The organism is Malikia sp. (genome assembly GCF_028687635.1).
GTDB lineage: Bacteria > Pseudomonadota > Gammaproteobacteria > Burkholderiales > Burkholderiaceae_C > Malikia.
Window position 1 is genome coordinate 60,228 of sequence record NZ_JAQTZS010000002.1, and the last position, 18,982, is coordinate 79,209.

The window sequence follows — 18,982 nt, forward strand, 5'->3', positions numbered from 1 at the left end:
CTTCAGTTTTGAATCTGCCGTTATCCGTTGCCTGCCGCGAACCCCCGCATGAACCCGCACAGCGCCTCCACCGACGCCAGCGGCATGGCGTTGTAGATCGAGGCCCGGATGCCGCCGAGCGAGCGGTGGCCGGCCAGTCCGCTGAAGCCTTCGAGTTCCGACCGCCGCAGGAATTCCCGCTCCAGCTCCGGTGTCGGCAGCTTGAACGCCACGTTCATCAGGGAGCGGTCCTCGCGCGCGGCCCAGCCTCGGTAGAGCTCGGGGTATTCGTCGAGCACGGCGTACAGCGCGTCGGCCTTGCGCTGGTTGATGGCGGCCATGGCTTCCAGCCCGCCGACCTCGCGCAGCAGCCAGCGCGTCACCAGCAGCACCACATAGATCGCGAACACGGGGGGTGTGTTGTAGATCGAGCCGGCCTTGAGGTGGGTGCGGTAGTCCAGCAGCGCCGGGATGCCCGCCGGCGCATGGTCGAGCAGTGATTTGCGGATGATCACCACCGTCACGCCGGCGGGTCCGAGGTTCTTTTGCGCGTGCGCGTAGAGGATGTCGTAGCGATCCATGTCGACCGGGCGCGACAGGAAGTCCGACGACATGTCGCACACGCGCGGCACGCTGTCGTGGCCGGGCAGCTCATGGAACTGGGTGCCCTCCACCGTCTCGTTGGAGACATAGTGCAGGTAGGCGGCATCGGGCGAGCAGGCCAGCTCGGTCGCGCGGGGCAGCCGGTGGTAGCCCTGTGCCTGGCCGTCCCAGACCACGCGCACCGGGCCTTCCAGTGTCGCCTCGGCGATGGCCTTGGCGCTCCAGTAGCCGGTGCTCAGGTAGTCGGCGCTCTTGCCGCTGCCGCGCAACAGCAGCATCGGGATCATGGTCCATTGCAGCGTGGCGCCGCCCTGCAGGAACAGCACCGCGTGGCTGTCGGGCAGCCGCAGCAGGGTGCGGATATTGGCCTCGGCCTCGGCCACGACCTGGGCGAACCAGTCGGAGCGGTGGCTGATGCCGAGGATGGACAGGCCGACTTGGGGCACCTCGCCGATGGCCTGTTGGGCCTGGGTCAGCACCTCGGCGGGCAGGATGCCCGGTCCGCCGGAAAAGTTCAGTTCGTTCTTCACGGATGTTCAGGCCAGTTTGGGGGTGGGGCGGCCCGCGGCCTGGAACAGCAGGTCGCGGAAGGCGGCAAACAGCCGCTGCATGGCGGGCTGCTTGTAGGGATAGAGGTCGATCGGGTCCATGGCATGCACGACCATGGCCGTGTCCACTTCGAACACCAGCAGCCGGCCGTCGGCCGTCTCGGCGCAGTCCATGCCCCAGTAGTCCAGCCCCAGGGCCTGGTCCATGGCCCGCAGCGCCGCGCCGTGGCGCTGGGCGAAGCCGGTGTCGAAGTCGGCCATGAAGCGGGCCTCCTCGGCGCGCTTGGCCTCGCTTTCTGCCATGTGCGCGTTGACGTAGTGAATCATCCAGTGGCTGGAGATGGCGCCGTGGGCCGGGTAGGGGCGCCCGCCGATCAGCATGACGCGGTACTTGCGGAACTGCCCGTCGGCGTCGCGGTAGTCGATGAAGGGCGCCACGAAGCCTTCATCGCCCGGCATCTGTTCGAGCGCCCGGGCCAGCTCGGCCGGGCTGTCGACCTTGTACAGGTGGTGGCCGGCATGCGAGTCCATCGGGCGCACGATCAGCGGAAAGGCCAGCCCCAGCGTGGCCGCGGCCTGTGCGCCGTCGGCCTGCGCCAGGGCCTGCAACCGCGCGCGCGGCAGGCGCAGGTTGGGCGGCATCAGCACGCCGGGCAGGGCCGACAACAGGCGCGAGGCGCTGTCGCGTGCCACCCGGGGAATGTGCCGCGGGACGTTGAGGACCGGCCTGGGCCAGCCCGTCAGCCGGCGGGCGAGTGACCGCAGCAGGGGGCGGTTGGCCTCGGTCTCGCACAGCGCCACGAACAGCAGGTCGTGATCCGGCAATCGGCTCAGGTCATCGTCCGCGTCGGTGAGGTAATAATGATGCAGCTCGATGTCGGAGTCTTCCAGCAGGCATTCGAGCGGCACGTTGTCCGCGATGCCGCCAGGCGCCATCAGCATCAGCAGCCGCAGCCGGGCGGGCCGCGCGGCGGGCTGGCAGTAATGCGGCTGCACTTTCAGCGCTTCGGCCTGCAGCAGCCGCGCCAGCTCGGACTCGCCATAGAACTGCAGGATCACGCTGGCGTCCATCAGCGCGCCGGCTTCATGGGGGTCGTCGCTGGCGCGCGCGATCAGCGCTTGCGCCAGTGGCGCCATCAAGGTGCCCGCCGTGTTTTGACGCATCAGGTGCGCAAGGCCAAGGAGGGGGGATGGGGCGGCAGGGCGGGTGGGGAGCATGGAGGGCCAGGATGCGAGTTCTCCTCGCACTCTAGCCGACTCTGCGGCCCTGGCGTTGCGCGAACAGATCACTTTTTGGTGGCTTGTTCCGCCGCTTGGGGTCGCTTTGGCTTGATTTTCTGCTTTGGATACGCGAAAATATGCAACATATGTTAATAAGCGAAGTGCAAGTGCCTGTTTTCATAGCGATGAAACCTAAATTTTGTAACATAGATAGTGCACGGGGCCGTTAAGCTAAGGAAAAGTTATGGATACGCAACAGCTGGTGGCTGAAATTAAGGATATGAACATGAGTTACCTGCTGCTCGCGCAGCAGATGATTCGTGCCGACAAGTCGATGGCGGTCTACCGCCTCGGTCTAAGCCAGGAGATCGCGCAGTTGATCGAGGGGCTCAGTGCCGCCCAGATCATCAAGCTGGCGGGCAGTCCGGTGATGTTGACGCGCTTTCGCTTCGACGACGCCGTGATCCTGGGCATGCTCACCCATGACCGCAAGGAGCGCGGCCAGTCCCATGCGCATGCCGCGATTCTGCTGGCGGGTCAGGCGCTGGAGGAGATCCGCTGATGGCGTCGAAACCGCGCGCCGCTGCGGTCGAGCCTGGCCGCGAGCCTGTGGTTCAGGTCAAGAGTGTCCTGAACGAGGTCAGGGAGACCCAGCTGGCGGTCGACCTGTTCAGGCTCGGTGCGCGCTTGCAGCTGCTGGAGGCCGAGACCTCGCTGTCGCGCAATCGCCTGATCAAGTTGTACAAGGAAGTGCTCGGTGGCTCGCCGCCCAAGGGCATGCTGCCGTTCTCGGTCGACTGGTTCCTGACTTGGCAACCCAATATTCACGCCTCGCTGTTCGTGGCCATCCATCGGCAGTTGCAGGCGGGGACGAGCGAGCAGGGCATCGAGATCATCGTCAAGGCCTACCGCCTCTATCTGGAACAGATGCCGCCGGAGCCGGGCCATGATCCGGTGCTGTCGCTGACGCGGGCCTGGACCTTGATGCGTTTCCTGGGCAGCAACATGTTGACGACGGCGCGCTGCCGCTGCTGTCGTGGTGAGTACCTGATCCTGCCGCAGGGGCACTACCAGTTCGTTTGCGGCTTATGCAAGGTGCCTTCTCGTGCCGGCAAGACACGAAAGGTGCTCGATGAGGTCGCTGCACTCGCACGGGCCTGAGGCGTCATGGTCATGGATCGACCGGCTGCGCCGCTGGGCCGGTCCGCGTCCGCAATGGGTGGCGCTGGCGCTGCTGTTGCTGAGCTGGATTTCGCTGCGGCTGTTGTCACCTTGGTGGCCGGCGGCGATGGGCGGCGGATCGGACGAGCTGCAGGCCTGGTGCCATGGCGTCCTGGCCGCTGCGCTGGCTTGGTGTTGCGCGCTGCCGCTTTGGTGGCTGATGATCAATGCCGTGTTTCCCGTGGCGACACATTACACCCTGGCCCAGTCCTGGTCGCCTGACTGGTTCCTGCTGCCCTTGCTGCTGCTGGTGGCCCTGTATTGGTCCAATTGTCTGACGCGAGTCCCTTATTTTCCGTCGCAGCCCGCGGTCTGGATCCTGCTCGGGCGTCTGTTGTCGCCGCGATCCGGCCAGCGGGTGCTCGACCTCGGCAGCGGCATGGGTGGCCTGGGGCTGGCGCTCGCGGCACGGCGGCCCGACTGCTCGGTGGTGGGGATCGAGGTCGCGCCTCTGCCCTGGCTGGTGAGCTGGCTGCGCGCGCGCTGGCAACGAAGCGGCTGTGCGTTCGTGCGCGGTGATTACCGCCGCCATGATTGGGCGGACTATGATCTGGTGTTCGCCTATCTGTCGCCGGCCGCGATGCCGGCCCTGTGGGCGCAGGCGTCGCGTCAGCTCAGGCCGGGTGCCTGTCTGGTGAGCTGTGAGTTTGGCGTGCCGGGGCAATCGGTCAGGCCGCTGCCGGGCTCGGGTGTGCGAGGTATTCCCCCGTTGTATGCCTGGCGGATGGAAGTGGATCGGGTGCTCAGGCCCGTCGGGCGAGGTGAATATGCTGGTCAGTGATCTGATGACGTCGCCGGTCGTGATGGTCGGCCTCGATGATGCCCTGGGCGATGTGCGCGAGATTTTCGAGCAAGCGCACCTGCGCCATGTGCTGGTGGTGGACGAGGGGCGCCTGGTCGGTGTGATCAGCGAGCGCGATGTGTTGATCCGGCTCAGTCCCTATGTCAATTCGAACATGTACACCACGCGCGATCTGGCGACCTTGAACATGCGCGTGCATCAGGCGGTGACGCGCCACCCCCACAGCCTGCACCGCAATGCGCAGGCCATCGATGCGGTCAGACTGTTCCAGTTCCACCGGATCGGTTGCATCCCGGTGCTCGATGACGAGGGGGTGCCGGTCGGCATCGTCACGCGCGGCGACCTGATCCGCCATTTCGAGGCCATTTGCGCCACCCTGTGCGCCTGCGTCCCGCCCGGGCGTGGGGCGCGGTGACGGGCCTGCTGAGCCCTGTTTTTCTGAGGTGATCTTGTGTTCGTGATTCTTGGTTATGTGATCGTTCTGGGGTCGATATTCGGCGGTTACGCCTTGGCTGGCGGCCATCTGGGTGGGCTGTGGCAGCCGCTTGAGGTGCTGATGATCTTCGGTGGCGGGTTGGGGGCCTTCGTGGTGGGCAACGACATCAAGGCGCTCAAGGCCACGGCGAAGGCCTTGCCCGGCTTGTTCAAGGGCTCCAAGTACCAGCGGGCGCTTTATCTGGAGCTGCTGCTGCTGCTTTTTTCCTTGCTGTCCAAGGCGCGCAGCGAGGGCCTGATGGCGATCGAAGGCGACATCGAGAAGCCCGAGGACAGCCCGATCTTCAGCAAGTATCCGATGATCCAGGCCGACCACCATCTGGTGGAGTTCATTGCCGATTATTTGCGCCTGATGGTGTCGGGCAACATGGACCCGCTCCAGATGGAGAACCTGATGGACAACGAGATCGAGACCCATCACCACGAGGGCGAGGTGCCGGTGCACGCCATGGCCAGGCTTGGCGATGGCTTGCCGGCCTTCGGTATCGTGGCGGCGGTGATGGGCGTGGTGCATACGATGGAGTCCTTGCACCTGCCCCCGGGCGACCTCGGCATACTGATCGGCCACGCGCTGGTCGGTACCTTCCTGGGCATCTTGCTCGCTTACGGTTTCATCGCTCCGCTCTCCGGTCTGCTTGAGCATAAGCTGCACGAGTCGTCCAAGCCCTTCCAGTGCATCAAGATCACGCTGCTCGCCAGCATGAACGGGATGCCGCCCTCGGTCGCCGTCGAGTTCGGTCGCAAGGTGCTGTACTCGACCGAGCGTCCGAGCTTCTCCGACATGGAAGAAGAAATCAAGCAATCCAAGTCCAAGTAAGCATGGCGGAAAAAGACAGACCTCTCATCGTTGTCAAGCGCATCAAGAAGGTGGCCGGCGGCCACCATGGTGGCGCCTGGAAAGTCGCCTATGCGGACTTCATGACGGCCATGATGGCCTTCTTCCTGCTGATGTGGCTGCTGGGTTCGGTGGACAAGAACAAGCTCAAGGGGATCTCGGAGTATTTCTCGACCCCGCTGCTCGTGGCCATGATGGGCGGCAGCAGCGTGGGGCAGAGCGCGATCATCCTGGAGGGGGGCGGCAAGGACCCCAACGCCAAGCAGCCCGGCGGCGGAGATGAACAGCTCGATCCCAAGCAGGCGCTTGAGCGCGCCGAGGCGTCGCAGATGCAGTCCATGAAGGGCACGCTCGAAAAGCTCGTCGAAAGCAATGAAAAGCTCCGTCCGTTCAAGCATCAGCTGCTGATCGACGTCACGACCGAGGGCTTGCGGGTCCAGATTGTCGATGAGAAGAACCGGCCGATGTTCCAGCTGGCGCGCGCCGAGATGGAGCCCTATACCCGCGAAATCCTGCGCGAGCTGGCCCCTGCGCTCAACGGCATGCCCAACCGCATCAGCCTGTCCGGGCATACCGATGCCACGCCTTATGCCAGCGGTGACAAGAGCTACAGCAACTGGGAGCTGTCAGCCGAGCGGGCCAACGCCGCCCGCCGGGTGCTGGTCGCCGGGGGGCTGGACGAGGGTCGGCTGATGCGGGTGATCGGCCTGGCCTCGGCGGTGCTGCTCGACCCGGACAACGACCACAACCCGATCAATCGCCGCATCAGCATCATCGTGCTGAACAAGCGGGCCGAAGATGCTGCGCGCAACGAAGGAAGCATGCAGACTACCACGCTGAAGGTCGACTGATGCCCGGAGTTTGAGTCTTCTTTGATCGCTGCTTCGGCGATCGAGGTATGACCCAGGTACTAGTATCAAGAGGCTGCTTGCAGCCTCAGTAGTTTTTATCATTGTCATGCGCATTAACCACCCCGTCAACAATCACGAATACCAGTTGAGTGATACCCAGGCCATCGTGTCGATGACCGATCCGAAGGGGCGTATCACCTATGTCAACCCGTATTTCATCGAAGTCAGTGGTTTTGACGAGGACGAGTTACTGGGCAAGGCGCACAACCTGGTGCGCCACCCCGACATGCCACCAGAGGCCTTCGAGGACCTCTGGAATACCCTCCATGAGGGCATTCCTTGGACGGGCTTGGTGAAGAACCGGCGCAAGGACGGGGGGTTCTACTGGGTACAGGCCAATGTGACCCCGATCTACGAGGGGGGGCGGGTCACGGGCTATATGTCCGTGCGCAACAAGCCCGCCCGCGAGTCCATCGCGGCCGTCGAGCCGATTTATCGCCAGTTCCGCGAGGGCCGCGCGCAGGGCCTGGCCATACGCCATGGCCAGGTGGTGCATACCGGCCTGCGCGGTTGGTTGTCGGATTTGGCCCATCTGGGACTGTTCACCCAGCTGGGGCTGGGGCTGGCTGTCCAGGCCGCAGGATTGGCGGGTCTGGGTTTGGTCGCCTGGTTCGGCCATGTTCCCTCCAGCGGGGCCTTGGGGGCACTGGCGGGCGGGGGACTGCTGTTGGTCGGCTGGTTCTGGGTGACGCTGTTCAGGCGGCTGCTGCGGCCGCTGCGGCAGGCGACGCAGGTCGCGCGCACCCTCGCCGGTGGCGACATGAGCCAGCAGATCGAGTTCCGGCAAACCGGCGAGGTCGGGCAGTTGCTGCGCGCGCTCATGCAGGTGTCGGTGAACCTCAATGCCATCGTGCGCGACGTGCGTGGCAGCGTGGACTCGATCAAGGGTGACGCCTCGGAGATCGCCGCCAGCAACACGAGTCTGTCACAGCGCACCGAAGCCCAGGGGGCCAGTCTGGAGCAAACGGCCGCGAGCATCGAACAGTTCGTCGCCAACCTGCGCCAGGGCGCGGACAGCACCGACCAGGCCAACCAGCTGGCGTCGGAGGCATCGACCATCGCGGAGCGGGGTGGTCAGGTAATTGCAAACTTTGGTGCCACGATGAATGAAATCAGCGATTCGGCCAGTAAAATCATCGATATCATTGCCTTGATCGATGGCATCGCGTTTCAGACCAACATCCTGGCGCTCAATGCCTCGGTCGAGGCAGCGCGCGCCGGCGAGCAAGGGCGTGGTTTTGCCGTCGTGGCCGGCGAGGTGCGTGGTCTGGCCGGGCGTTCGGCGGCGGCGGCCAAGGAGATCAAGCTGCTGATCGGTGACTCGATCGACAAGGTACAAGCCGGTAGTCGCCAGGTGGGTGAGGCGACCTCGACCATGGGCGAAGTGGTCAAGGCCGTCAATAACGTCGCGTTGATCATGCGTGACCTGTCCCTTCTGTCCAATGAACAGAGCCAGGGTATGTCCCAGATCAACACGGCGGTGCTGCATCTGGATTCGGTGACCCAGCAGAATGCCGCCATGGTCGAGGAAACGGCGGTGGCTTCCGAGAACATGGTCCAGCGGGCGATCCACTTGCAACGTGCGGTGGAAGTTTTCAAGCTCGCGCGCTCCGCGGTGTGAGTATTTAAGAGGAATGAAGAGATGAGCGACGATTTGGTGGATGATCTCGATGCCTTGTTCGACTCCATAGTGGCGCAGCGTCCTGACGCTGCCGAGCCCGTGGCGCAGGCGGCTGACTCCATGCCCGAGCCTGCTGCGCCCGAGCCGGCGCAAGAGTCAGCGCCCGCGCAAGAGCTCAAGCCCGCAGAGGAGACGCCGCCGGCCTCGAACTGCCTGCCACCAGCGGAAGGAGAGCAGGTGCCCATGTTTCAACGCCTGGGAGTCATCGTGCGCGAGCTTCACGATGCCCTGCACGAATTGGGCCAAGACCGTTCGCTGTTCGATGCCGTGCACGAGGTGTTCGATTCGCAGGAGCGGCTCAAGTACATTGCCTCCCTGACCGAGCAGGCCGCCAACAAGGTGCTCAACGCGGTCGACGAGAGCCTGCCGACCCAGGATTCGCAGGTCCAGCAGGCCCAGGCGCTGTCGCAGCGCTGGGAGGCCATGTTCGAGGGCCGTCTCAGCGTCGACGAATTCAAGCAACTGGCCGCCGACTCGCGCGACTTCAGCGCCGCGGTGGTGCATAACTCAGAGGCCGAGAAGGCTCACCTGATGGATATCATGATGGCGCAGGATTTCCAGGACATCACCGGCCAGATCATCAAGAAGGTGGTGAGCTTGACGAGTAATCTGGAGCTCCAGCTGACCCAGATGTTGCGCGATTACGCGCCTACCATCCAGCGCGGCTTTGCTACCGTCAACCTGTTGTCGGGGCCTGACGTGCCGACGGCATCCATGATGCAGGATGACGTGGACAGCCTGCTCGGAGACCTGGGGTTCTGATGGACAACGACATGCTCTACGAGTTTGTCGTCGAGGCCCTGGAGCTCGCGACAGAGGTCGACGAAAACCTGATGGCGCTCGAACAGCGTCCCGATAATCTCGATATTCTGAACGCGGTCTTCCGTGCCTTCCACACCATCAAGGGCGGTGCCGGGTTCATGAACCTGCCCGCTGTGGTGGCGGCCTGCCACCTGACCGAAAACCTGTTCGATGCCTTGCGCAACGGCAAGGCGGCCGTGACCCCGCAGGCGATCGACGTGGCGCTGCGTGCCAGCGGCTTCGTGGCCGATCAGCTCAATGCGCTGGCCGAGGACACCCCGATCGATCAGCTGCCAGCCATGCCGACCGAGCTCAAGGACGATCTGACGCAGGTGATTGCCGGCATCGGACAACCGGCGCCCGCTGTGGCGGCCGTTGCGGCGCCCATGCCCGCTGCAGATGCCACTCCGGTGGCCGCATCGACACCCGCGCCTGGCGAGATCGACTGGCTCGCCTACTATCAGGCCCTGCTGCCGGCGACCCAGGCCACGCCGGAGCCGGCTAGCGCGCCGTCGGAGCCGGCTCCGCCCGAGTCGCAGGCTCCGCCCGAGCCGGCTCCCGAGGCGACCACCAGTCCGGACCGCCGCAAGGGATCCGAGGATCGCCGTGGCGATGCCGCGCCCGCCCATGAAGGGCAGCAGCAGGTTTCCTCCAAGGAGGAGAGTCTGCGCGTGCGCGCCGACAAGCTCGACGCCCTGCTCGAGGTGGCGGGCGAGTCGGTGCAGGCGGCCAACCAGGCCAGCGCGCTGCTGGAAAAGCTGCTGCCGTTCAAGCAGGAAGACCAGGCGATGCCCTTGATGGCCGCGCTGGCTGAAACGCTGCAGCGCGCCGCGCGCTATACCGCGGAACTGCAGCGCGCCACGCTGGCGACCCGCATGCAGCCCGTCGGCCGGCTGTTCCAGCGCTTTCCGCGCCTGGTGCGCGAGCTGGCGCGCGATCTCGGCAAGCAAGTCGAGCTGGTGATCGAGGGCGCCGAGACCGAGGTCGATCGGGTCGTCGTCGACAGCCTCTACGACCCGCTGGTGCACATGCTGCGCAACTCGCTCGATCACGGCATCGAGTCCTCGGAGCGGCGACTGGCGGCTGGCAAGTCGGCCAAGGCGCAGATTTCACTGCGTGCCTGGCAGGAGGCCAGCAGCGTCGTGATCGAGGTGGCCGATGACGGCGCGGGCATGGACCCGGATCGTCTGCGTCGCAAGGCGCTCGACAAGGGGGTGATTGGCGAGCACGAGGCCAGCACGACCGAGGAGGCCCTGCAACTGGTTTTCCTGCCGGGTTTCTCGACCAAGGACCAGGCCTCCAGCGTCTCTGGCCGCGGCGTCGGCATGGACGTGGTCAAGACCGCGGTCGAGAAGCACCGTGGCACGATCCGCATCGAGTCGACCCTGGGCGAGGGCACCTGTTTCTCGATCCGTCTGCCGATCGAGCTGTCGATCGTGCCGACCATGCTGGTCAGCGCGGGCGAGGTGCTGGTGGGCATGCCGATGTCGGCGGTCGAGCGCGTGATCGAGCTGCCCGAGGAGCTGCTGAGCGTGGGCGGTCTGCCGGTGGTGCGCGACCAAGGACGGCCGATGCCGCTGCGCTCCCTGGCCAACGTGCTGGGCTACGAGCCTCGGGAGGAGCAGATTGGCGTCGTGGTCGCCAGCCCCAAGCCCTATATCCTCGGGGTGTGCGCGATCGAGGGGACGGCGGATCTGGTCATCAAGCCGCTGACGGCCATGCCGGCGCTCGGCATCGCGGGCACGGCGCGCTCGGCCGAGGGCACGCTCGTGCTCATCCTGGACGTGGCCTTCTTGCTCGCGGGCGGGCGTTGACCCCTCTCGCATCGAGGCGGGTCTGAACTGATTTTGAACGGTTGGAGAATCAAACATGCTGCAAAGCTCGACAAACAACAAGGCCGCATCGGCCCTGGGCCAAGATGGCGCCAGTCGCGAGTTCCTGGCGTTCACGCTGGGACAGGAGGAGTACGGCATCGACATCCTGAAAGTGCAGGAGATCCGTGGCTACGAGCCTGTCACGCGCATCGCCAACGCGCCCGAGTTCATCAAGGGCGTGGTGAACCTGCGCGGCATCATCGTGCCGATTGTCGACATGCGCATCAAGTTCAACCTGGGCACGCCGGTCTATGACCAGCTCACCGTGGTGATCATCCTGAACATCGCGGGCCGGGTGGTCGGCATGGTGGTCGACACCGTTTCGGACGTGATCACGCTCAGGGACGAGCAGATCAAGCCGCCGCCGGAAATGGGCGCCGCCTTCAGCACCGACTACCTGGTGGGGCTGGGCACGCATGACGACCGCATGCTGATCCTGATCGACATCGACAAGCTGATGTCGAGCTCGGAGATGGGCCTGATCGACTCGGTCGCGGCCTGACGGGGCCGCAGCCCCGCGCACCTTTTCCCGGAAACCTTGATGAATTTCCTCAACCAGATCAAGGTCAGCTACCGTTTCCTGCTCGTGGGCTGCATGTCCCTGTTGCTGGCGGCGCTGCCGACCTATTCCTTTCTCAGGCATGAGCTGCCGGCGCTCATGGACACCGAGACCGAGCAGCGCGGGGTGCAGCCGCTGCGCGACATGATCGACGTGATCAAGTACCTGCAGCAGCACCGTGGCCTGTCCTCGATGCGTCTGGCGGGCAATGCGCAGGCGGCGGACAAGCTCAAGACGGTCGCGCGTTCGCTCGAGGACAGCCAGGGCAAGGTCGAGGGCCACGTCAAGGCGCAGGCCAGCGCGGCGACCCAGGCGCAATGGGACAAGCTGACCCAGCGCTGGGCCGCATTGCGCGCCCGGCTCGACGCCAGCGGCACGACCCGCGCCGAGAGCTTTGCCGAGCACACGGCCGTGATCGCCGAGGCTTTCAAGGTGTTCGGTGGCATCCTCAACGATGCGCAACTCATTCTCGATCCGCGAGCCGAGAACCATTACCTGATCGTGGCCGCGAGCGAGGTGCTCAATCTGTCCGAAGCACAAGGTCAGCTGCGCGCGATCGGTTCGGGCCTGCTGACGGCCAAGGCGATGGCGGCCCAGGACGAGCTTCAGGTCGGCGTGCTGCTCGCGCTGGGTCTGCAGTCGCAGACGCGGGCGCACAGCAGTTTCGAGTACAGCTTCGCCAACGCCAAGGTTTCCGCCCGCCTCAAGGAGCAGGTGCTGTCGGCATCGGCGGCCTCGCAGAAGGTCATGACGCTGGTGCGCGACAAGCTCTCGCCCGGCAGCCCGCTGGACTACCCGGCCGATGCCTATTTCCAGGCCACGACCGAATCGATCAACCAGCAACTCGCGCTCGCCGATGCCAGCCTGGCCCTGCTCGACGAGCTGCTGGCCCAGCGTCTGAAGTCCGACTGGAGCACCTTGATGCTGGTGCTCGCGGGCATGGCCGTGACCATGGTCGTCGGCACCTTGATCTCGCTGCTCGGTGGCCGTTCGGTGACGCGCCAGCTCGGCGGCGAGCCGCTGGACGTGATGCGCTGGGTCGGCACCATCACCCATGGCGATCTGACCACGTCCCTCACCACCCGCGACGCGGTCGAAGGCAGCCTGGTCCATGCCATGACCGGGATGCAAGCCAGCCTGCAGCAGATGGTGCGGCAGGTGCGCGGCAGCGCCGACCAGGTGGTCGATGCCTCCAGCCAGATCGCTGCCGGCAACGCCGACCTGTCGGCCCGCACCGAGCGCCAGGCCAGCGCGATCGAGGAAATCAGCTCATCGATGGAGGAGCTGCTCGCGACCGTGCGCCAGAACGCCGACAACGCGCGCCAGGCCAACGGCATGGCGAGCTCGGCGTCGGACGTGGCGCTGCGCGGTGGAGCGCAGATGACCGAGGTCGTCGAGACCATGCGCGCGATCAGCACCTCGGCGCAAAAGATCGGCGACATCATCGGCGTGATCGACGGCATCGCCTTCCAGACCAATATCCTGGCGCTCAACGCGGCCGTCGAGGCCGCCCGGGCGGGCGAGCAGGGCAGGGGCTTCGCGGTCGTGGCGACCGAGGTGCGCAACCTCGCGCAGCGCAGCGCGGTCGCCGCCAAGGAGATCAAGACCCTGATCGCCGAGTCGATCGGCAAGGTCGAGCAGGGCAGCACGCTGGTCGGGCAGACCGGCGACACCATGCACGAGATGGTCGCCAGCGTCAAGCGAGTGACCGACATCATGGGTGAGGTGTCGGCCTCCAGCATCGAACAGACCGCCGGCATCGAGCAGGTCAATGCGGCCATCGTGCAGATGGATCAGGTCACGCAACAGAACGCCGCGCTGGTCGAGCAGGCCGCCGCCGCCGCCGAGGCCCTGACCGAGCAGTCGAGCCATTTGCGCGAGCTCGTCAGCAGCTTCAGGGTGACGCAGGATGAGACGCCCCGCGTCACCGAACCGCGCCGGCCAGCGACCGAGCCGGTTCAGGCGCGCAAGCCTGTGACCCCCGCCAGCAAGCCTGTCGTCGCGCCGGTGCTCAAGCGGCCGGTGCTCGCCAAGCCCAGCCCTGGCGTGGAGGTCGCTCGCGCGCCCCTGGCCAGTGGCTCCAGCGCCAAGCCGGCGCCGGTCGCGGCCAGCGATGACGACTGGGAAGAGTTCTGATCGTGGCGACCACATTACCAGCCATGGCCGCCCCGGCGGGATCGGCGTCCGAGCGCAAGGAGTTCCTGTTCACGCCGGCCGACTTCGAGCGCGTGCGGCGCCTGATCTACGCGCGCGCCGGCATCGCCCTCGGAAGCGGCAAGCACGAGATGGTCTACAGCCGGCTGTCGCGCCGCTTGCGCGATCTCGGCCTGAGCTCTTTCGAGGTCTACCTGGCCGCGCTCGAGGCCGATCCCAACGGGCGCGAGTGGGAGCAGTTCACCAACGCGCTCACGACCAACCTGACCTCGTTCTTTCGCGAGTCGCACCACTTCCCGATCCTGGCCGAGCACGCGAAGGCGCAGAGCGAGCCGATCGAGGTCTGGTGTTGCGCCAGCTCCACCGGCGAGGAGCCGTATTCGATTGCCATCACGCTGTGCGAAGCCTTCGGCACGCTGACGCCGCCGGTGCGCATCCTGGCGACCGACATCGACACCCAGGTACTGGCCCGGGCCGAGGCCGCGATCTATCCGCTCGATCGCGTCAGCTCGCTGCCGAGCGAGCAACTCAAGCGCTATTTCCTGCGCGGCAAGGGGCCGCAGTCGGGCCAGGTACGGGTGCGTCCCGAGCTGCGCCGCCTCATCACCTTCAAGCAGCTCAACCTGCTCGACGACAACTGGTCCATCAAGGGGCCGTTCCAGTCGATCTTTTGTCGCAATGTGATGATCTACTTCGACAAGCCGACCCAGGGCAAGATCCTGAGCCGGTTTGCCCCGCTGCTCAATCCCCAGGGCTTGCTGTTCGCCGGGCATTCGGAAAATCTTTCCTTCGTCACGACGGAGTTTTCCCTGATCGGAAAAACCGTCTATCAACCAACCCGTGGTCTGCGTCGCTGATCGGCCACCTGAATGAAAGCTGAGCATGGTTGATATGGACGTCAAGTCGGTCGCACAGAGCAAGTATTTCGACCGCACGTTCGGCTTTGACGCCGTCAAGGTGCTGCCGGGCGAATACTTCTACACCGGCCAGAAGCTGATGATCACGACGCTGCTGGGTTCTTGCGTGGCCGCCTGCATCCGCGACCGGGTGCGGGGCATTGGTGGCATGAACCATTTCCTGCTGCCCGGCAACTCGGCCGACAGCGACAGCCCCGTCTCCGAGTCCATGCGCTACGGCTCCTACGCGATGGAGGTGCTGATCAACGATCTGCTCAAGGCCGGGGCCAGGCGCGAGAACCTCGAAGCCAAGGTCTTTGGCGGCGGCAATGTGCTGCCCGGCATGACCTCGATCAATGTCGGCGCGCGCAACGCCCGTTTCGTGCTGAACTACCTCAAGACCGACAATATCCCGGTGCTGGTCGAGGACCTGCTCGACATCTATCCGCGCAAGGTCTGCTTCTTTCCGCATGATGGCAAGGTGATGGTGCGCAAGCTCAAGCAGAGCGTCGACAGCACCATCATCACGCGCGAGAGCGAATACCAGCGCAGCCTCAAGACGCGCATCGAGAAGCAGCCGGTCAGCGGCGATATCGACCTTTTCTGATTGACCCTGTCGACCCGCCACAGACATGACTATAAAAGTACTGATCATTGACGATTCCGCGCTGGTGCGCAGCATATTGACCGAGATCATCCGCAGCCAGCCCGACATGCAGGTTGTCGGAGCCGCGCCCGATCCGCTGGTCGCCCGCGACCTGATCAAGCAGACCAATCCCGATGTGCTGACCCTGGATGTCGAGATGCCGCGCATGGATGGCCTCGACTTCCTGGAGCGGCTGATGCGCCTGCGCCCGATGCCGGTGCTGATGGTGTCCTCGCTGACCGAGCGCGGCTCCGAGATCACCCTGCGCGCGCTCGAACTCGGGGCGGTCGATTTCGTCGCCAAGCCCAAGCTCTCGATCAAGAGCGGCCTGACCGAATACGCCGACCTGATCATCGAGAAGCTGCGCGCTGCCTACCAGGCCAAATCGCGCATCGCCCAGCGGCCCCGACCCCTGCCGGGCCAGAAGGCACCGGCCGTGGCTGAGCGACCGAACATTGGCAACCGGCTGATCAGCAGCGAGAAGCTGATCATGATCGGCGCCTCCACCGGCGGCACCGAGGCCATCAAGGATTTCCTGATCCAGATGCCGCCCGACTGTCCGGGCATCCTGATCACCCAGCACATGCCGGAAGGCTTCACGGCCTCGTTTGCGCGCCGGCTCGACAGCCTGTGCCGCATCAGTGTGGTCGAATCGAAAGGTGGCGAGCGGATCCTGCCGGGTCATGCCTATCTGGCGCCGGGTCACTCCCATCTGCTGCTGGCGCGCAGTGGCGCCAACTACATGACCCAGCTTGAGCAGAGCGAGCCGGTCAACCGGCACCGCCCCTCGGTGGATGTGCTGTTCCGCTCCGCCGCCCACCAGGCGGGCAAGAATGCGGTTGGCGTTATCATGACGGGCATGGGCAAGGATGGCGCGCAAGGCATGCTCGAAATGCGAAAGGCGGGCGCCTACAATTTCGCCCAGGACGAGGCCTCATGCGTGGTGTTCGGCATGCCCAAGGAGGCGATCGCCGTTGGCGCCACCCACGAAGTCGGTCCGATCGACCGGTTGGCGGGCATGGTACTCGACCACCTGGGCCGTCAAGGGGGACGTTCCCTGCGGGTCTGATCTCCCGTGACGGCACGGCCCGGCCAGTCCGTCCCATTTTCCCCAACATTCTCATTTCACTACAACATGGCTGACAGCAATCTGAAATTCCTGGTCGTCGATGACTTTTCGACCATGCGCCGTATCGTTCGCAATCTGCTCAAGGAATTGGGCTATTCCAGCGTCGATGAGGCCGAGGATGGCTCCGCCGCCTTGGCCAAGCTCAAGCGCGAGAGTTACGATTTCCTGATTTCCGACTGGAACATGCCGGTCATGGACGGCCTGCAGTTGTTGCAGGCGGTGCGCGCCGATCCCGCGCTGTCCGCCATGCCGGTGCTGATGGTGACGGCCGAGGCCAAGAAGGAAAACATCATCGCTGCCGCCCAGGCGGGCGCCAGCGGCTACATCGTCAAGCCGTTCACGGCCTCGACGCTCGACGAAAAGATCAAGAAGATCCTCGAAAAGCTCAAGTCCTGAGCCGTCGAGCCAGGCGGCGCCCACCGCGGGTGCGCCACGAAAGATGGGCGCCCCGCCGCTGCGCGCCGTGGCCGATCTGACATTCCTGGCGGCACGGTTAACCATGACTGCGCCAGGCCTGATTGGCTTGCCTGAAGAATTATAAAAATGACAGTTGTAGGCGGCGCCAACACTGATATATCAAAGAGCCGCCAAATAAGCACGATGTTCTGTGCTTTGCTGTCCGGGTCCAGTCATACCATGGCCTAGATGGCTGTATGTAATCTAGGCCATTCCTACCCCTTTCTTGCTTGGAGATATTGATGGCCCTGATGAAGAAAACCAATGCCACCCTGGTCGCTGCAAGCAGCGAAATCAAAACCAGTGCCGCCGCTGCCCGCGAGGCCGACGCGCAGCGCAAGCGCGCGCGCACGCTGGCCAAGCAGCAGCAGGTCGCCGAGCGCATCGCCGCGGCCTCGGCCCAGCTGTCCTCGGGCATCAACGAAGCCTCGGCCGCCTCCGAGGAGCTCAAGAGCGCGAGCGACCAGATCGCCGCCGGTGCCGAGGAGGCCGCGGGGGCCGCCCAGGAATCGCTGGCCGCCTTCAAGCAGATCGAAGTGGCGGTGACGCGCCAGCAGCAGAACGCCGAGCTCAGCCAGGCCAAGGCCCAGGCGACCCAGGTGCTGGTGGTCAAGACCGGGGCCGATGTGGCCAACCTGGTCACCAACGTCGGGGCTTCCGCCCAGCGCCAGGCCGCTTCCGTGGCCATGGTGGCCGAGCTTGAAAAGCAGGCCGCCAACATCGGCGACATCGTCAAGGCCGTGGTCCGCATCGCCGACCAGACCAACCTGCTCGCGCTCAACGCGGCGATCGAAGCCGCTCGCGCCGGCCAGCATGGCAAGGGCTTTGCCGTGGTCGCCGACGAGGTGCGTACCCTGGCCGAGACCTCGGAAAAGAGCGCCCAGCAGATCCAGGACCTGGTGGCCCAGATCCAGGGCGAGGTGAAATCGATCGCCCAGGGCATCAACAATTCGGCCAAGACCATCGAGAGCGAAGCCGCCAACGGTCACGTCATCACCGAGCAGCTGGAGCTGATCCGCCTCGATGCGATCGAGATCGTCAAGGCCGTGACCGAAGTCGCCTCGGGCGCCCAGCAGTCGGCGGTCGCCACCGCGCAGGCGCTCAAGGGTTCCGAGAACATCGCCGCCGCCGCCGAGGAGCAGTCCGCCGCCGCCGAGGAAAGCACCAAGACCGTCGCCGAGCAGACCCAGGCGCTGGCGCAAAGCGAGCAGGCCGCCAAGGCGCTGGCCGACATCGCCGACGATCTGCGCAATTCCACCGATGTCGCCAAGAGCGCCGAGGAGGTCGCCTCGGCGGCCGAGGAACTGAGCTCGGCGGTGCAGGAAATCAACCGCGCCAGCGTCCAGATCTCGACCGCGATCGAGCAGATCCGCCGCGCCGCCCAGGTGCAAGCCGCCGGCTCGGAGGAGTCGGCCGCCGCCGTGACCCAGCTCGAGAAGGGCCTGCAGATGGGCTTGTCGCGCGCCACCGCCTCGGGCGAGCGCGTCGATGCGATCAAACGGCTGCTCGACGTCAACAAGGCCGCGGTCGATGGCCTGATTGCCGGCATCGCGGCCTCGGCCGAGTCCACCAAGTCCTCGCTGCGCCAGGTCAAGGACCTGGAGCTGGTGTCGCGCCGCATCGACAAGATCGTCGATGCGATCACCACCGTGTCGATCCAGACCAACATGCTGGCCGTCAACGGCTCGATCGAAGCCGCGCGCGCCGGCGAGTTCGGCAAGGGCTTCGTGGTCGTCGCCACCGACATCCGCAACCTGGCCCAGGACTCGGCCGAGAACGCCGACCGCATCAAGGACCTGGTCAAGAACGTGCAGGACCAGATCGGCGTCGTCAGCCGTGACCTCGACGAGATCGTCGCCTCCGCCGTGGCCGAGGTCGAGAAGGCCAAGGGCACGACCCTCAACCTGCTGGCGATCGAGGGCGACATCGCCGTGGTCGAGAAGAGCAGCAACGAAATCCTGGCCGCCTCCAACGAGCTGGCCGCCGCCGTGGTCCAGGTCAAGACCGGTGTCGAGCAGATCGCCACCGCCGCGCAGCAAGCCGAGAAGGCCGCCCTCCAGTCGGCCGCCGCCGCGCGCCAGCAGTCGCAGGGCGCCGAGGAACTGGCCGCCGCGATCGAGGAAATCGCTTCCCTGGCCGACGAGCTGCAAGCCTAACCGATGTCCCCCATC

At 65.2% G+C, this 18,982-nt stretch carries 18 protein-coding genes; 16 read left to right on the plus strand and 2 right to left on the minus strand.

What is annotated here, in order from left to right; all coding sequences use genetic code 11:
• Positions 1 to 20: 20 nt before the first annotated feature.
• On the minus strand, positions 21 to 1,112 hold the full coding sequence (locus tag PHR85_RS01775) for a phosphoserine transaminase (protein WP_300049700.1): 1,092 nt from the start codon (positions 1,110 to 1,112) through the stop codon (positions 21 to 23).
• A gap of 6 nt (positions 1,113 to 1,118) precedes the next feature.
• The gene (locus tag PHR85_RS01780) at positions 1,119 to 2,294 is read right to left on the minus strand and encodes a RimK family alpha-L-glutamate ligase (RefSeq protein WP_300049702.1); all 1,176 of its coding nucleotides are present in this window, start codon (positions 2,292 to 2,294) and stop codon (positions 1,119 to 1,121) included.
• A gap of 301 nt (positions 2,295 to 2,595) precedes the next feature.
• On the opposite strand from PHR85_RS01780, the gene flhD reads away from it, so the two are divergent.
• The 16 genes from flhD to PHR85_RS01860 all read left to right on the plus strand — a co-directional run bounded on the left by flhD (position 2,596) and on the right by PHR85_RS01860 (position 18,967).
• Entirely contained in the window at positions 2,596 to 2,913 is a 318-nt protein-coding gene (flhD, locus tag PHR85_RS01785; protein ID WP_300049704.1) for a flagellar transcriptional regulator FlhD, read from the plus strand.
• Positions 2,913 to 3,512: a flagellar transcriptional regulator FlhC gene (gene flhC, locus PHR85_RS01790; RefSeq protein ID WP_300049706.1), complete on the plus strand. Its 600-nt coding sequence runs from the start codon at positions 2,913 to 2,915 to the stop codon at positions 3,510 to 3,512. Before flhD ends, flhC begins: the two co-directional genes overlap by 1 nt.
• Positions 3,484 to 4,353, plus strand: coding sequence for a methyltransferase domain-containing protein (locus PHR85_RS01795; protein ID WP_300049707.1), 870 nt, complete (start codon positions 3,484 to 3,486; stop codon positions 4,351 to 4,353). Before flhC ends, PHR85_RS01795 begins: the two co-directional genes overlap by 29 nt.
• A gap of 4 nt (positions 4,354 to 4,357) precedes the next feature.
• Positions 4,358 to 4,789, plus strand: coding sequence for a CBS domain-containing protein (locus tag PHR85_RS01800; RefSeq protein ID WP_300049709.1), 432 nt, complete (start codon positions 4,358 to 4,360; stop codon positions 4,787 to 4,789).
• A gap of 36 nt (positions 4,790 to 4,825) precedes the next feature.
• Entirely contained in the window at positions 4,826 to 5,686 is an 861-nt protein-coding gene (gene motA / locus PHR85_RS01805) for a flagellar motor stator protein MotA (RefSeq protein ID WP_300049711.1), read from the plus strand.
• Positions 5,687 to 5,688: 2 nt separating this feature from the next.
• Positions 5,689 to 6,555 carry a flagellar motor protein MotB gene (gene motB, locus PHR85_RS01810; protein ID WP_300049713.1) on the plus strand — a complete coding sequence of 289 codons (867 nt, stop codon included), beginning with the start codon at positions 5,689 to 5,691 and terminating at the stop codon, positions 6,553 to 6,555.
• Positions 6,556 to 6,700: 145 nt separating this feature from the next.
• Positions 6,701 to 8,236 carry a methyl-accepting chemotaxis protein gene (locus PHR85_RS01815; RefSeq protein ID WP_300049715.1) on the plus strand — a complete coding sequence of 512 codons (1,536 nt, stop codon included), beginning with the start codon at positions 6,701 to 6,703 and terminating at the stop codon, positions 8,234 to 8,236.
• 21 nt (positions 8,237 to 8,257) lie between these two features.
• A complete protein-coding gene (locus tag PHR85_RS01820; RefSeq protein ID WP_300049717.1) occupies positions 8,258 to 9,058 on the plus strand; it encodes a protein phosphatase CheZ in 801 nt (266 codons plus the stop codon).
• Positions 9,058 to 10,911: a chemotaxis protein CheA gene (locus PHR85_RS01825; RefSeq protein WP_300049719.1), complete on the plus strand. Its 1,854-nt coding sequence runs from the start codon at positions 9,058 to 9,060 to the stop codon at positions 10,909 to 10,911. Before PHR85_RS01820 ends, PHR85_RS01825 begins: the two co-directional genes overlap by 1 nt.
• A gap of 55 nt (positions 10,912 to 10,966) precedes the next feature.
• The gene (locus PHR85_RS01830; protein WP_300049721.1) at positions 10,967 to 11,473 is read left to right on the plus strand and encodes a chemotaxis protein CheW; all 507 of its coding nucleotides are present in this window, start codon (positions 10,967 to 10,969) and stop codon (positions 11,471 to 11,473) included.
• Between the two features lie 39 nt (positions 11,474 to 11,512).
• Complete coding sequence (locus PHR85_RS01835; protein ID WP_300049723.1) at positions 11,513 to 13,666, plus strand: methyl-accepting chemotaxis protein; 2,154 nt, start codon at positions 11,513 to 11,515, stop codon at positions 13,664 to 13,666.
• Positions 13,667 to 13,689: 23 nt separating this feature from the next.
• A complete protein-coding gene (locus tag PHR85_RS01840) occupies positions 13,690 to 14,541 on the plus strand; it encodes a CheR family methyltransferase (RefSeq protein WP_300050060.1) in 852 nt (283 codons plus the stop codon).
• A gap of 25 nt (positions 14,542 to 14,566) precedes the next feature.
• The gene (gene cheD, locus PHR85_RS01845; protein WP_300049725.1) at positions 14,567 to 15,187 is read left to right on the plus strand and encodes a chemoreceptor glutamine deamidase CheD; all 621 of its coding nucleotides are present in this window, start codon (positions 14,567 to 14,569) and stop codon (positions 15,185 to 15,187) included.
• Between the two features lie 25 nt (positions 15,188 to 15,212).
• Positions 15,213 to 16,295 (plus strand): chemotaxis response regulator protein-glutamate methylesterase, encoded by a 1,083-nt coding sequence (locus PHR85_RS01850; protein ID WP_300049727.1) that lies wholly within the window; start codon positions 15,213 to 15,215, stop codon positions 16,293 to 16,295.
• 66 nt (positions 16,296 to 16,361) lie between these two features.
• Entirely contained in the window at positions 16,362 to 16,751 is a 390-nt protein-coding gene (gene cheY / locus PHR85_RS01855) for a chemotaxis response regulator CheY (protein ID WP_300049729.1), read from the plus strand.
• 311 nt (positions 16,752 to 17,062) lie between these two features.
• A complete protein-coding gene (locus PHR85_RS01860; protein WP_300049731.1) occupies positions 17,063 to 18,967 on the plus strand; it encodes a methyl-accepting chemotaxis protein in 1,905 nt (634 codons plus the stop codon).
• Positions 18,968 to 18,982 lie beyond the last annotated feature (15 nt).

Excerpts from the sequence above, each read along its gene's own strand:
- cheD (WP_300049725.1), top strand. The coding sequence starts at position 14,567 with ATGGTTGATATGGACGTCAAGTCGGTCGCACAGAGCAAGTATTTCGAC.
- flhD (WP_300049704.1), top strand. The coding sequence starts at position 2,596 with ATGGATACGCAACAGCTGGTGGCTGAAATTAAGGATATGAACATGAGT.
- motB (WP_300049713.1), top strand. The coding sequence starts at position 5,689 with ATGGCGGAAAAAGACAGACCTCTCATCGTTGTCAAGCGCATCAAGAAG.
- PHR85_RS01825 (WP_300049719.1), top strand. The coding sequence starts at position 9,058 with ATGGACAACGACATGCTCTACGAGTTTGTCGTCGAGGCCCTGGAGCTC.
- PHR85_RS01780 (WP_300049702.1), bottom strand. The coding sequence starts at position 2,294 with ATGCGTCAAAACACGGCGGGCACCTTGATGGCGCCACTGGCGCAAGCG.
- PHR85_RS01835 (WP_300049723.1), top strand. The coding sequence starts at position 11,513 with ATGAATTTCCTCAACCAGATCAAGGTCAGCTACCGTTTCCTGCTCGTG.
- PHR85_RS01800 (WP_300049709.1), top strand. The coding sequence starts at position 4,358 with ATGACGTCGCCGGTCGTGATGGTCGGCCTCGATGATGCCCTGGGCGAT.
- PHR85_RS01840 (WP_300050060.1), top strand. The coding sequence starts at position 13,690 with ATGGCCGCCCCGGCGGGATCGGCGTCCGAGCGCAAGGAGTTCCTGTTC.
- PHR85_RS01860 (WP_300049731.1), top strand. The coding sequence starts at position 17,063 with ATGAAGAAAACCAATGCCACCCTGGTCGCTGCAAGCAGCGAAATCAAA.
- cheY (WP_300049729.1), top strand. The coding sequence starts at position 16,362 with ATGGCTGACAGCAATCTGAAATTCCTGGTCGTCGATGACTTTTCGACC.
- PHR85_RS01795 (WP_300049707.1), top strand. The coding sequence starts at position 3,484 with ATGAGGTCGCTGCACTCGCACGGGCCTGAGGCGTCATGGTCATGGATC.
- flhC (WP_300049706.1), top strand. The coding sequence starts at position 2,913 with ATGGCGTCGAAACCGCGCGCCGCTGCGGTCGAGCCTGGCCGCGAGCCT.
- PHR85_RS01820 (WP_300049717.1), top strand. The coding sequence starts at position 8,258 with ATGAGCGACGATTTGGTGGATGATCTCGATGCCTTGTTCGACTCCATA.
- PHR85_RS01850 (WP_300049727.1), top strand. The coding sequence starts at position 15,213 with ATGACTATAAAAGTACTGATCATTGACGATTCCGCGCTGGTGCGCAGC.
- PHR85_RS01830 (WP_300049721.1), top strand. The coding sequence starts at position 10,967 with ATGCTGCAAAGCTCGACAAACAACAAGGCCGCATCGGCCCTGGGCCAA.